The organism is Sporosarcina sp. FSL K6-5500 (assembly GCF_038005665.1).
GTDB classification, from domain to species: domain Bacteria; phylum Bacillota; class Bacilli; order Bacillales_A; family Planococcaceae; genus Sporosarcina; species Sporosarcina psychrophila.
Genome location: NZ_JBBOTP010000001.1, coordinates 3,644,797 through 3,658,285 on the forward strand (window position 1 = coordinate 3,644,797; position 13,489 = coordinate 3,658,285).

General features: G+C 37.1%; 11 protein-coding genes. 8 read left to right on the top strand and 3 right to left on the bottom strand.

Annotated elements, in window-relative coordinates; genetic code table 11:
- Nucleotides 1-5: 5 nt before the first annotated feature.
- A complete protein-coding gene (zwf, locus tag MKX62_RS17450; protein WP_421103095.1) occupies nt 6-1,457 on the bottom strand; it encodes a glucose-6-phosphate dehydrogenase in 1,452 nt (483 codons plus the stop codon).
- A 1,001-nt stretch (nt 1,458-2,458) separates the two neighbouring features.
- On the opposite strand from zwf, the gene hxlA reads away from it, so the two are divergent.
- The 4 genes from hxlA to MKX62_RS17470 all read left to right on the top strand — a co-directional run bounded on the left by hxlA (nt 2,459) and on the right by MKX62_RS17470 (nt 6,362).
- Nucleotides 2,459-3,100 (top strand): 3-hexulose-6-phosphate synthase, encoded by a 642-nt coding sequence (gene hxlA, locus MKX62_RS17455; protein WP_340741967.1) that lies wholly within the window; start codon nt 2,459-2,461, stop codon nt 3,098-3,100.
- A gap of 1 nt (nt 3,101) precedes the next feature.
- Nucleotides 3,102-3,656 carry a 6-phospho-3-hexuloisomerase gene (gene hxlB / locus MKX62_RS17460; RefSeq protein ID WP_340741968.1) on the top strand — a complete coding sequence of 185 codons (555 nt, stop codon included), beginning with the start codon at nt 3,102-3,104 and terminating at the stop codon, nt 3,654-3,656.
- A gap of 452 nt (nt 3,657-4,108) precedes the next feature.
- Complete coding sequence (locus tag MKX62_RS17465) at nt 4,109-4,462, top strand: winged helix-turn-helix transcriptional regulator (protein ID WP_067208470.1); 354 nt, start codon at nt 4,109-4,111, stop codon at nt 4,460-4,462.
- A gap of 115 nt (nt 4,463-4,577) precedes the next feature.
- Nucleotides 4,578-6,362, top strand: a complete 1,785-nt coding sequence (locus tag MKX62_RS17470; RefSeq protein ID WP_340741969.1) for a sulfatase-like hydrolase/transferase — start codon at nt 4,578-4,580, stop codon at nt 6,360-6,362.
- A gap of 255 nt (nt 6,363-6,617) precedes the next feature.
- Here MKX62_RS17470 and MKX62_RS17475 read toward each other — a convergent pair whose 3' ends face one another.
- On the bottom strand, nt 6,618-7,235 hold the full coding sequence (locus tag MKX62_RS17475; protein ID WP_067208475.1) for a YesL family protein: 618 nt from the start codon (nt 7,233-7,235) through the stop codon (nt 6,618-6,620).
- 419 nt (nt 7,236-7,654) lie between these two features.
- Between MKX62_RS17475 and MKX62_RS17480 the strand changes: the two genes are divergently transcribed.
- The 4 genes from MKX62_RS17480 (at nt 7,655) to MKX62_RS17495 (ending at nt 11,881) form a co-directional block, all read left to right on the top strand.
- Nucleotides 7,655-8,950, top strand: coding sequence for a sugar ABC transporter substrate-binding protein (locus tag MKX62_RS17480; RefSeq protein ID WP_340741970.1), 1,296 nt, complete (start codon nt 7,655-7,657; stop codon nt 8,948-8,950).
- Between the two features lie 130 nt (nt 8,951-9,080).
- Nucleotides 9,081-9,959 carry a carbohydrate ABC transporter permease gene (locus MKX62_RS17485; protein WP_255428645.1) on the top strand — a complete coding sequence of 293 codons (879 nt, stop codon included), beginning with the start codon at nt 9,081-9,083 and terminating at the stop codon, nt 9,957-9,959.
- Between the two features lie 33 nt (nt 9,960-9,992).
- Nucleotides 9,993-10,799 carry a carbohydrate ABC transporter permease gene (locus tag MKX62_RS17490; RefSeq protein ID WP_067208479.1) on the top strand — a complete coding sequence of 269 codons (807 nt, stop codon included), beginning with the start codon at nt 9,993-9,995 and terminating at the stop codon, nt 10,797-10,799.
- Nucleotides 10,800-10,987: 188 nt separating this feature from the next.
- A complete protein-coding gene (locus tag MKX62_RS17495; RefSeq protein ID WP_338652614.1) occupies nt 10,988-11,881 on the top strand; it encodes a Gfo/Idh/MocA family oxidoreductase in 894 nt (297 codons plus the stop codon).
- A 103-nt stretch (nt 11,882-11,984) separates the two neighbouring features.
- Here the strand turns inward: MKX62_RS17495 and MKX62_RS17500 are convergent, their stop codons facing one another.
- Nucleotides 11,985-13,340 carry a hypothetical protein gene (locus tag MKX62_RS17500; protein ID WP_187047534.1) on the bottom strand — a complete coding sequence of 452 codons (1,356 nt, stop codon included), beginning with the start codon at nt 13,338-13,340 and terminating at the stop codon, nt 11,985-11,987.
- Nucleotides 13,341-13,489 lie beyond the last annotated feature (149 nt).

Genomic DNA, 13,489 nt, shown 5'->3' on the forward strand with positions numbered 1-13,489 from the left:
TTTATTTACCACCAATTAAATTGATTGGATTGCAATAGTTGATTGGCTGCTTCTGGACCTGTAGAGCCAGCAGGGTAAGGATATAAAGGCAACATATCCTCCTGAAATGCCTCCAAAATCGGTTGGATCCATTTCCATGATAATTCGACTTCTTTCCAATGGGCAAAGAATGATTTATTACCGAGCATTGCATCAAATAGAAGTAGTTCATATGCTTCTGGTTGGTCTTTAGAATTGGTCGAGTGGTTCATATAAACAGGATAAAAACGGTTACTAGAAGGATTTTTCATATTCACCCTTAAAGATATACTTTCGTTTGGACTAATCTCGAATGTTAATAAATTAGGAGTTATCTCTTCAGTTTGAAGTACATTTGATTCTTCTACCTTATTCTTTAACTCAAAGACAATTCGTGTAGACTTCTTATCCATCCGCTTCCCCGTGCGTATATAAATTGGGATTCCATTCCAAGACGGATTATCAATATATAAACGCGCTGCGAAATAAGTATCATTCATTGAAGAGTCATTCACCCCGGGCTCCTCTTTATAGCCAGCAACTGGTGTATCAAGAATCGCTCCAGATTCGTACTGTCCACGAACAACATCCAGGTAAACTTTATCTTTAAGAATTGGTCGAAGAGATTCTATGATTTCCATTTTCTTGATTTCGTTTTCTTTGGTCGTTACTTCCCCGGGGAGGTGCAGTGCTGTCATCATCACTAACTGAAAAAGGTGGTTCTGAACCATATCACGTAAGGCTCCAGCCTGATCATAATAATCAGCTCGTGTTTCTACCCCAACCGTTTCACTTGCTGTGATTTGAACATTGGAAATTTGTTTATGATCTAATAAAGCTGCTAATGCTGGGTTGGCTAGTACTAAGGTTTCAAAACTTTGGACCATTGGTTTTCCAAGATAGTGGTCGATTCTATAGATTTCTTTTTCGTTGAAGGCTTTGCTCAAAGTATCATTCAATTGCTGTGCCGATTTCAGGTCACTTCCAAACGGTTTTTCAACAATGATTCGCTTCCAGCCTAAAGTTTGACTTATACCATTTGCGTAAAGATTTGACGTAATAACATCAACCAACTTCGGTGCGACAGACAAATAGAAAAGTCGGTTTTCTGGTATATCTAACTCATTTTCTCTGTTTTCGATGAGTTCGAACAAATTCAGATAGGATTCATGGTCTGTTACATCAAATGCAAAGTAGCGAAACTTAGTTAGGAAATCTTGCAAACCAAAAGTTTGAACAGCTCTTCTGGAATATAACCGGAGTGCTTTTTCCACTTTAGATTGAAAAAATTCGTTAGAACAATAGTATCTACCTAAACCGACTATTGAGATAGAATCCGGCATTTTTCCATCGAGAAATAAATTATATAAAGCAGGAAATAACTTTCGTTGAGCTAAATCTCCCGTTGCTCCAAATAAAATAAAAGTCATGTCTTGCATGATCCATTCCTCTTGGGATTCCGTTAAACAATGTTTAACATCAAATCCTTCCGAGGGATTTTCGGTATCCATATTCGATTCCCCCTACTTTTACAATTAATATTCCGTTTAAGCTTTGAATGATAATCGCAACAGTTCTCACTATACTAACTGTGGTCAATTAATGTAAGTACGCACTTTATCATCATATAGTGACTAAAAGTATACTGTTGCTTGTAATTATAAAAAGAAATGATAAGGAGTGTGAAAATGAAACAGTTGGCTTATACATATATGTTGAATTAAAGAATCCCACTGAATTTACTGTGGCGCTCAATAAGGAGAGAGTTGTAATTCGGGGTGTGGATTGTAGAACGCTTGGCGCTTTGGGGTTGCCTCTGCCGCGCCTGCGCTGGGGAATTCATTATTAACGGAGTTGTGATTTAGAGATGTATGGATTGAGATATAATGTGATTACTATTTGATACTAACTTCATTGAAGAAAGACGCACTACATGCTGCACTAATCTCCGATAATGAAATGAGCTTCCCTATATAGAGACTATATAGCGAAGGCGCGACTTCGTGGTAGCCGGAGCGAGAAGACCGAAAGTGATCTTCTTTCTGGCTTATCGCGGGAGGCATCCACAAAGCGTCGAAGCGGTATTGGAAGGAATTATAATTAGTGCTAAGTATCGGGATTTTTTCAGTTGCTTCCCAAAAGTCCTTGTAAAGCACATACGCCGTATTCATTTGTTCAACATATATAGAGGATAGTAATGTCAACAGACTCTGAACTCAATTTTTTCAAGAAAACTTAACTTTTTTATAATCAATATATTGACTTAGAGGCAGTAATGAAATGATGAAATCAATTTGTTATCTTGTAACTCCATTACTTAAAAGGATTTTCACAGTATACTATTTGTCTGTATGTGATTTAAAAGTGCGTACTTCACAATTTTGACTTTAGGATATACACTAAGTTTGCACCGAAAAACGAATAAAAGGAGAATGAAAAAATGAAATTACAATTAGCATTAGATCTTGTTAACATCCCAGAGGCCATCGAACTTATTAAAGAAGTAGAGGAATATATCGATATCGTTGAAATCGGTACGCCAGTTATAAACAAAGAAGGACTAAAAGCAGTTGCAGAAGTAAAAGCTGCATATCCTAACCTAGAAGTTCTTGCAGACCTTAAAATCATGGATGCTGCAGGTTATGAAGTAGGTAATGCTTCTGCTGCAGGCGCTGACATTATTACTATTCTTGCGCAAGCAGAAGATTCATCTATTAAAGGTGCTGTTGAAGCAGCAAAAAAACTCGGTAAAAAAATATTGGTCGATATGATTGCAGTAAAAGACATTAAAACACGTGCTGCAGAGCTTGATTTGATGGGTGTAGATTATATCTGTGTACACACAGGCTATGATTTGCAAGCAGAAGGTAAAGATTCATTCGCAGACCTACGCACAATTAAAAGCATTGTAAAAAATGCTAAAACTGCTATTGCTGGTGGTATTAAGCTTGAGACATTACCAGAAGTGATTAAAGCACAACCAGATCTAATCATTGTTGGTGGTGGAATCACAAGTAAAGACGACAAAAAAGCAGAAGCTGCACAAATTCAAAAGCTAATTAAAGAAGGCGTGATGGTGTAACATGAACACCACAAGTTACGCAGATGAAATTTTGGCCGAGCTAAAGCGAACCATTAATCTAATTAATAGTGAAGAAGCCGAAAAATTAGTAGAAGGAATTTTATGTGCGAAAAAGGTATTTGTTGCAGGTGGGGGACGATCTGGATTCATGGCTAAGGCATTCGTAATGCGAATGATGCACGTAGGTCTTGATTCGTATATTGTAGGCGAAACGGTAACTCCGAATCTAGAACCAGATGATATTTTCATTGTCGGTTCTGGATCCGGTGAGACCCAAAGTTTGGCTGCAATGACTAAAAAAGCGAAGAGCATTGGTGCAACAGTGGTAGCTGTTACCATTAATTCTGATTCTACAATTGGGAAGTTAGCAGATATTAAAATTGAAATACCTGCCCAAGCAAAAGGGGAAGGCAATAGTGGGAAGTCAATCCAACCGATGGGATCACTGTTCGAGCAATCGCTTCTCTTATTTTATGATGCAGTTATTTTGAGATTTATGGAGAAAAAAGGATTGAATTCTGAAGTGATGTATGGACGACATGCTAATTTGGAATGATATCTCTTACCTATGTACCGAGCCTGTAGGGGATATTTTCGGACTATAAAGGCACTTATTTGTTTCTAGTCCAAAGTGTGCAAACTTTATGTGAGCTAATCGTACAACCAAATCTGCGATGGTTAAAAGAATAAACAAAAGAACTGATTTCGCTTTTTCGAAAAGGAAATCAGTTCTTTTGTTCATTCATACTATCGGTGTACTTTTTTAGTATATCTATCCTGTAACCAAAGTTGCTTTACTAGACAGCTAACTGAATAACATGCGAGGATAGTTAGGTATTGCAATGTGCAAAGCAGGAAAGGAATTAAAAGAGAGCGCTGATTATCGAATAGGAAATAGTTAATGATTTAGTTTTTAATAAAGTCTGTATATGATTGAATTCAAAGTACGTACTTTTTTCATACATAGTGGTGAAAAGTATACTATGATAGAGAATGGAGGTGGAGTAAATGCCGAACTTAGGGGAGAAAGCGTTTAATTGTGAAAAAGAATTGACGCTTGCTATTATTGGCGGCAAGTGGAAAATGCTTGTGTTATGGCATCTTGGCAAGGAAGGAACTAAACGCTTCGGTGAATTAAAGACCCTCATACCTGGTATCACCCAACGGATGCTTGTAAATCAATTGCGTGAACTTGAAGACCATTTGATTGTCCATCGCGAAGTATATGCTGTTGTTCCTCCAAAAGTTGAGTATTCACTTACTGAACATGGTAGAAGTCTTATGCCAATTCTAGAAACAATGTATGAATGGGGTAAAGATTATATGGAGAATGTCTTGGAAGTGAAAACTGACGACCTATAAATGGGTACGTCAGTTTTTTGATTTAAGAAGACTTATGCAAATCACTGATACAATACGACGCCTTTCTACATATGGTATATAAGTACTTATGATTTTAGAAAGGGTGATAATAACAATGGATTCCTACAAAAGAAAATATCCCTACAAGAAGAAACAACCCAACATTCTGTTCTTAATGGTTGATCAGGAACGCTTTCCATCGGTTTATGAAACAAAGGGATTGAAGGAATGGCGAAAAGAAAATTTAGTTGCGCAAGAATTACTACGGAAGAATGGTATGGAGTTTTATAATCATTATGCTGGGAGTACAGCCTGCTCACCAAGCCGGGCAACATTATATACTGGACAATATCCTTCGCTTCACGGCGTTACTCAAACGCCAGGTGCTGCTAAGGGATCATTTGACCCAGATGTATTTTGGCTTGATCCAAACACTGTTCCAACGATGGGGGATTACTTTCGATCTGCAGGATATGATACATTTTGGAAAGGGAAATGGCATGCTTCAGACGAGGATATCTTAATCCCGGGCACGCATAATGCATTACCTAGCTATAATCCAGCAACTGGCGTTCCAAATAAAGAGCAAGAAAAAATATATGAAAAAGCGAACCGACTCGAAAACTTTGGATACTCCGATTGGATTGGACCGGAACCCCATGGCGCGGATCCTCGAAATTCCGGTTCGTCTGCGGGAATAGGCACAAGTGGGCGGGATGAAGTGTACGCTGCTGAAACAGTAAAGCTTATCGAATCCCTACATGAAATTTCAAAGTGTACGAATAACATGACACCTTGGTTTATAAAGTGCTCCTTCATAAACCCTCATGATATTGCGTTATATGGAGTGCTATCCGCAGTTTCCCCGAATTTCAATTTTGAAGTCGACCCAACTCTCCCATACATCCCACCGGCACCAACAGTAGGGGAATCATTGTTTACTAAACCATCTGCTCAGGAAAGCTATCGTGTTACGTATCCAAAAGCATTGCAACCGATAATCGACAATAATTTTTATCGTCAATTGTATTACAGCTTACAAAAAAAGGCCGACAATGAAATGCTTAAGGTCCTAACCGCACTTCAAAACTCAAGTTTCTATGACAACACAATTATTGTATTCACGTCTGATCATGGAGAACAACTGGGAGCGCATGGCGGACTCTATCAAAAGTGGTATAATATGTATGAAGAATCGATTCATGTCCCATTAATCATTCATAATCCAACCCTATTCAGAGGAGCTAAATATACAAATATGCTAACAAGCCATGTCGACATACTTCCAACATTACTGGGACTAACGGGAATAAACGTAGACTTAATCCGTGAAAATCTTTCAAAAGATCACACCGAAGCACTTCCGTTAGTTGGTAGAAATTTGACTCCATTATTTTATGGGCATGAAAGGTTTTTTGGTGCAAATGAACCACTCTATTTCATGACAGATGATGATGTATTCAAAGGTTTACATCAAACAAATGCAATCACGGGCAAACCCTATAAATCGGTTGTTGAACCGAATGACATCGAGGCGGTGATTACTAAGTTAGAAACTGGAATAGATAAGAGCGATGAGATATGGAAATTCGCCCGATATTTTGACAACCCAAAATTTTGGACGAATCCAGGATCTAGTGATACAGTCATAACTGAACAAAATGGTTGTTATGTGCCGATAACAAAAACAGAACCAGTTCCGGAGCAATATGAGCTCTACAATCTTACTAAGGATCCACTAGAAAAAACAAACCTTGCCGATCCAGCATTTGCAACAATCGAATCGGCTATTATTCAACGAGTGTTAACAAAGGTGCTTGAAGAGCAGTGCAGAAAAAAAAGACTGACGCCAGCGAGTGGGAAAGTTCCTGGCATGCCGAATTGCAGTAAGGGTGAATAATTAGTAGGTGAGAAGCACAACTATGGGTAAGGAAATAAATCTTATTTGTTTCTATATCTGGTACTTTTTCTTGATAGTAATTCACACAAATAGTAATTAATAAGCCAGCGATTCAGTCGATTAATCCGACTGAACCGCTGGCTTGTTTATAATTAATTCGTTCACAAAGTACTACTGAAAAGTCCCATCTGCGTTTACTTTTTGGGAAGAGGAGCACCATTTATGTGGCCAATGTAAAAATCTGGGGAAAAAGCGTTAAGTTAGTGCTCCTATCTTCTTCTCTATTCGAGCAAATGATTTGAAACTTATTAGTGTAGCTATATATGCAAATACGCTACCAGTAAATAGTGGGATAATCCCAGGGAAAAGTGTAGAGACAAAGTAGATACCACCAGCTAAAGCGCCAATAGTGATGACTTCAATCGGAGATGTAATTGCGATTAAGAAAGACTGTTTGATGTATTGAAAGAACTTTAAGTTGAAATGTACATAGACTGGGAAGAAAAATAGTAATGTGATGATGCTTGAAATAAGTATGAAAATTAGTACGGGGAATAAAAACTGTAATTCACCACTATTTAACTGTAAGAAATAAAAATTGAAATAAAAGCAGTAGCTAATGACTAGAAAAATAAGTCCAAAACCATTTGTCTTTAAAAAGTCAGTCCGAAATAAAGTCCAAAACATAGGAAGTATTTTGAATTTCTCTTCACCTCGAATTAATTTACGGACAACTGCAAACATGGCAGCTGTAGCTGGAAAGATACCGAAAGCGATTAAGCCAACTAAAGTAAAAAAGATCCAAAGCAAATTAATATAAGCTAACTCGATCATTCTATAAGAAATTCTATTAAATTTTTCCCAACCAACCATGTCGATCACCTCTCAATAGTTAACTATATATTAAAAACATTGAAATTAGCAACCATTAATATGCACAAATATGGAAGGATTTTAAAAAAATAATAATCGCATGTCCCCAATTAAAGACGCTTTAGAGACTTGTCTCTTGATGAGAAATAATGTAATCTGATAAAAATGGACGCGCAATTCAATTACTTCAGTCTATTTAATTGTATTGAAAAGGTAATCACAAGTATTTTTGTTAACTGTAGTAGAGAAAGTTTGAAGGAGTACTCAATAGATTCTTACCCAATCGGTTTAGAGCCGAGAAAAGTATATTGTGCAGTGAGAGTCGCTACCGAATTGCAAAGGGGGGGTAATTCATATTGTAGTTTAATAGACCAATTATAACTAAATCAAATCAATATAATTTGAGAGGGGTTATTTAGATGAGAAGAATTGGATTTTTTCTATTATTACTATTACTTGGAGCTTTAATTGTAGGATGTAGTTCTACTGACACTGGCGCTGAAAAAGAAGAAACTGGTGAAGAAAAACCAGAAGTGGTGGGAGCAGAAACAGAAAAGGAAACGGGGCTCTCTGGTGAAATAACAGTTTGGGCACATCCATTTACCGGTGATCAAGAAACTGAGGGCGCGATGTGGGATGAAGTCATCGCTACTTATGAAGAGCAAACAGGTGTGAAAGTAAATTTTGAACAGATTCCTTGGGCCAATCGTGATCAAAAAGTACTTACAGCTTTAGCAGCAAACAATGGTCCTGATGTGTTTTACGTAATACCTGATCAGATGCCACAGTACGCTGATGCGGGTATGTTACTAGCGTTAGATCCCTATTTAGAAGGCTTTGATATTGATGATTTTGTAGATACAGCGTTAGTTTCTACAACTTGGAAAGATGAGTTATATGGACTGCCAATCTTACAAGAAGCCTACACATATTTATATAATGTCGATGTAATCAAAGCGATTGGTGAAGATCCTGCAAATTTACCTGCAACTTGGGAAGATTTTGAAAAGTGGGCTGAAAAAGCAAAAGACAAGGGCTTTTATGCAACAAGTTTTCAAGGTGGAGGATCAATGAATGGAACGTTATATCCATTCCTATGGCAAGCTGGCGGAGATGTTATTACGGCAGATAATGAAGTATTAATTAACAATGAAGCAGGAGTGGAAGCATTTGAGTTCATCAATAAAATGTATAACGAGGGCTGGATTCCGAAAGATTCAATTACTGCATTAGAACATGATGCACTATGGGAAGGCGGAAAAATGTTAGCAGTTCAAGGTTCAGGTATTTCAGTAAGTCGTATGTTAAGTCAAAACCTTTTTGAATTCGTTATTGCTCCACCAATGAAAAATAAGGAACAATTAACATATGGAACAACAGGGATGTTTGTAGCGCCAATTAATACGGATAATCCAGCAGCTGCAGCAGAATTTATCAAAGTCGTGACGGATTCGGATAATCAGAAGAAATTTAACACAGTCACACAGTATATCCCTACTAGAGAATCAGCTAAAGATATCTTTGGAGAGCAAAAATATCTTGCACAGCTAGCGGATTATACACAATTTGCATTACCGGGAGTTATCCATCCAGAAGGACGTACAATCATGCCGTTAATACAAGCTGAACTTCAAACAATGATGGAAGGGAAGAAAACACCAAAAGAAGCAGCAGATGCCGCCGCAAAAGCGATTGAAGGTAAGATCGGCAAATAAAATGTTAGTAAAGCAGAGAGTTTGATCAATAAACGATCAAGCTCTCTGTTACTAACTTACATATGAAAGGGTGATTACACTGAGTAATGCAGTAGCTTCTAAAAAGAGTAAATTGCCACTGGGAGAAAGAGTGAAGCGTGAGTGGAACCGTAATGCTATCGTATATATCTTTCTCATCCCTGTTTTAATCCATTTCATAATCTTTCAGATATATCCTTTTGCATTGAGCTTTTATTTAACATTTATGGATTGGAAAGTAATTGGTGACCCGGAATTTGTAGGACTTAAACATTGGAAGTACTTCTTGACCGATTCATTGGCGTGGAAAGCTATTTGGAATACAGTGAAATTTTCAGCATATTATATTGTGCCAACGATGGGCTTAGGGTTAATTTTAGCGTTAATTATCAATTCGGGTGTTAAATCAGCAGGATTTTTTAAAGGAATCTTTTTCTTGCCAGTGGTCACTTCATTCGTAATTATTGCCGGAATCTGGGGTTGGTTATTTAGAGGTACAGAGGCGGGAATGATCAACTACTTGCTTAGTTTTATTGGTATCGAACCACAATTGTTTTTATCTAATTCTAGCCAAGCCCTAGCAGTTTTAGCGGGTTTGAGTATATTTAAAGTTGCCGGAAGTACGATGATTTATTACTTTGCTGGACTTCAGTCGATTGATCGACAATTGTATGAGGCGGCACGAATTGATGGGGCATCATCATTTAAAATATTTTGGACGATAACATTTCCATTATTAAAGCCCATTCACTTTTTTGTCGCAATAACAACAACAATCGGTTCGTTCCAAATTTTCGATTCAGCTTATTTATTAACAGGTGGAGGTCCGAATTATGCTACGACAACCATTGTATATTATTTGTATGAACAAGGATTTACAAGTCTTAACTTAAGTTATGCAGCTGTACTTTCTTATGTATTATTTTTTATTATCCTAGTTATCTCGCTTATACAGAGAAAATATCTAGGACAAGAATCGAATAATTACTAATGTGTAGATGACCGCAGAAAGGAGATTGAAAAAATGCTTAAAAAAATGATCTCGTATATAGCGTTAATTGTTTTGGGATTTTGTTTTCTATTGCCGTTTCTTATTATGATTTTAGGATCTTTTAAGGATGTTCAATATGCACAATTAGATCCATTATTCTGGATACCGGACCATCCTACAATGAAAAACTATTTATATATAATGAGAGACGGAATATTTATCAGATGGATTTTCAACTCTGTTATTATTACCGTCATTCCAGTAGCGAGTCAAATGATATTTTGTGCGGTTTTAGGCTATATTTTTGCGAAGAAGAAATTCCCAGGACGAGAAATCGTATTTTGGGTTTTCATGGCAGTTATCATGATTCCGCAGCAACTATTAATTATACCTAAATTCATTATGTTCTCTGATTTCGGTTGGATAAATACTTATTGGGCATTGATTGTTCCAGAGTTATGGGGAATTATGGGTGTATTTTTAGTTAGACAATTTCTACAAAATATACCGAATGATTTGGAAGAAGCTGCATATATTGACGGGGCGAATGATATACAAATATTTTTCAAAGTCATTTTACCACTTTCGATACCTGTTGTAGCTACAGTGGGAACATTTTCATTTATTTCAAACTGGAATGATTTATTCCAACCACTGATTTACTTAACACAAGAGAAAATGTTCCCAGTGACGCTTGGATTAGCTTCAATGCTTGGGAAAGAAGGGAACTTTGGTATTGAAATGGCTGGTTCGACAGTTTCTTTTATACCGACTTTCCTCATATTCCTATTCTTCCAGCGTTACTTTACGGAAGGAATTCAAATGTCAGGATTGAAATAAAGTGTCCCACTGAATAAGCTTCGGCTCTAGAGGATGCCTTCTGTCATAAGCCAAGCAGTTTCGCCGCTAGTCTTAGAGATTTAGCTGCCTCTTGTAAAGCGTCTTCGCTCAGTGTATATAAGGTATTCATTTGTTCAACTTATATAGGTGAAAATGATTAGAAAGGAGTGGAGGATACCGTTTGTACTTTGAAGATCGGCATTATTGGGCTAGATACATCGCATGTGTTGGCATTTACCAAGTTATTAAATGATCCGAGTGAAAGATACCATGTGCAAGGTGGAAAAGTAGTGATTGCTTTTCCAGGAGGATCACCTAATTTCGAGCTTAGCATGTCCCGGATTGACGGCTTTACTAGAGAACTCAGGGATAGCTTTGATGTTGAAATCGTGGATTCTATTGAGGAAGTTGCGCATGAAAGTGATGCGATTTTGTTGGAATCAGTCGATGGGACAGTGCATCATGAGCAATTACAAAAGCTTGTTGCGTTTAAAAAACCTGTTTTTATCGATAAACCTTTTAGTCTAAGTTCAAAAGTTGCTATCGCAATGATTCAATTAGCTGAGGGCAATCAGACACCCATTATGAGTACATCTGCGCTACGTTATGCAGAAAATTTAACAAACGTTCTTAGAATTTCGGATAGAGGAAGAGTTATAGGTGCTGATTGTTTTGGACCCATGGAACTACTGGATAAACAACAAGGCTTTTTTGGGTATGGGATTCATATGATAGAGATGCTGTTTACTATTCTAGGTCAAGGCGCAAAGTCGGTAACGACCATAACAGACAAAGAACATGACGTTATTACAGGTGTTTGGAAGGATGGGCGTATAGGAACGGTTAGAGGTAATCGAAAAGGAAACGCTCAGTTTGGCGCATTGATTCACTTTGAGAATGGTACTGAATATGTCGATATTAATTTATACCAAAAACCTTATTACGCTAGTTTATTGGAGCAAATTATGGATTTTTTTCACGATGGAATTTCGAGGGTTCCTTTAAGTGAAACAAAAGAGGTTATCCGTTTCGTTGAGGCGGCTAACGAAAGTAGTCATTATAGAAAAACAATAATTATTTAACAAACAGTGAAAATACTATATCTTTCAGAGCTGAGGTTTTAGTAGTCAAATGAAAGCCGATGAAAAATACAGTGATTTTCCCATCGACTTATAAAGTTGTTTGTTATCTTTGCTCTTCCTCAATAAAGCTTAGTCGATAAATACGACGGGGCCTTCCTTTGTGCGATAATTTTTCTTCGCCAACAATATCAACCAGTTCAGCATCCATCCATTTTAATAGAATTCGGTTGGCGCTCCTAATGGTTACATTTAATGTCGAAGCTAATTCTTGGGCAGTATAATCAATTTTTTTATGCCTAGAAACGCGTGCCATTAATTTTGTCATATAGGAAGCTGACATCCCGGCCTTTTCAGCTTTATCTAACAAATGTGGGTCTGTAATGGCTAAATTATATCTTTCATATTGTTTATGGCTTGTTATATCGACAGGCCCCAAGACACTGCGATCTTCACGAACAATATAGCAAACGTTTCCACCTAAATCTTTTGATTGACGGAGCGCTAATCGTGCGTGATTGCCTGCTTCGGCAGCGGTACGGCCAAAGCCGACACCAAGACTTATCGTAATGCCAAGTTCATTTTTAATATCTTGGAGTAAGGGAATGAATTTATAGCCCCTTGTTTCACGTTCGAAAATACCGCGGGTGGTAATGAATGAATATTCTTCTCCACCTAAATTGATTAGATGCCCATCAAGCAGTTTAATATAATCAAGTAGCATTTGTTGGATAGTTAATTTTAATAATTGAACATCATGCTCAGAAGAATACTTTTCCGTTACGCCTTTGAAATTATCTATATTAATTAAACCGAAAACAATTTGCGATTCTTTATTTCTGCGTGTATTCGTTGCTAAGAGGGCTCGTTCCAAAGAAACGATCATGTCCTGTTGAGTAGGTGTTACCCATTCATGGGGAATATGGCGAGCAGATAATTGAATCGCTACGTCCTGAATCCCTGTAAGTGCAATTGCATTATAGTCCTGATAATTGCCAATATGGAATTGTACTATTTCCTCAATGATTGTACTTTGTAAAGGGTTTTTATAGATAAGAAGTTCATAATTAACTTCTTCAAGTTCTGATAAAATTTGTTCAACATACTTTTCTTCAACTGTATCAATGGACAGGCATTTTAAACTGTACCTACTTTTAATGATAAATAATGACCTGTAAAGTCCAGTGCCCATTAAGGGCATATGATGCACAGGGATTATAAAATCGACAACTTGTTTGACGATGTTATATGAGTGATATTCAGTAAACATTAATACTTCGACATCGTTCATTAATTCCCTAGTTATTTCTGTGATAAGACTAGTAGGTTCGATGATTCGAAAAACAGGTTTAAAGTTTGGAAACGTTTTCAGTGTTTCCCGTGTTTGATCGACAAGTGCTTTTGGCCCGATGATACCGATATTAATATCTGAATTATCTTGTACATTATTCTTTCTATGCATAAATAGTTCCCTCCTTATCGTTGTAGAAAAGTGAAATAACGGGATAGTGTCTCTTAACCTAATGTTTTGTTTATAATACTTTCTTCTAGTAATTCTGTCAAAAATGAGAAATAACAGCGCTAATGCATGATAAAAGAAATTCGACATAA

Bases quoted from the DNA above. Each gene is read 5' to 3' on its own strand.
- MKX62_RS17480 (WP_340741970.1), top strand. From the start codon at position 7,655: ATGAGAAGAATTGGATTTTTTCTATTATTACTATTACTTGGAGCTTTA.
- hxlB (WP_340741968.1), top strand. From the start codon at position 3,102: ATGAACACCACAAGTTACGCAGATGAAATTTTGGCCGAGCTAAAGCGA.
- MKX62_RS17475 (WP_067208475.1), bottom strand. From the start codon at position 7,235: ATGGTTGGTTGGGAAAAATTTAATAGAATTTCTTATAGAATGATCGAG.
- hxlA (WP_340741967.1), top strand. From the start codon at position 2,459: ATGAAATTACAATTAGCATTAGATCTTGTTAACATCCCAGAGGCCATC.
- MKX62_RS17465 (WP_067208470.1), top strand. From the start codon at position 4,109: ATGCCGAACTTAGGGGAGAAAGCGTTTAATTGTGAAAAAGAATTGACG.
- MKX62_RS17490 (WP_067208479.1), top strand. From the start codon at position 9,993: ATGCTTAAAAAAATGATCTCGTATATAGCGTTAATTGTTTTGGGATTT.
- zwf (WP_421103095.1), bottom strand. From the start codon at position 1,457: ATGCAAGACATGACTTTTATTTTATTTGGAGCAACGGGAGATTTAGCT.
- MKX62_RS17470 (WP_340741969.1), top strand. From the start codon at position 4,578: ATGGATTCCTACAAAAGAAAATATCCCTACAAGAAGAAACAACCCAAC.
- MKX62_RS17500 (WP_187047534.1), bottom strand. From the start codon at position 13,340: ATGCATAGAAAGAATAATGTACAAGATAATTCAGATATTAATATCGGT.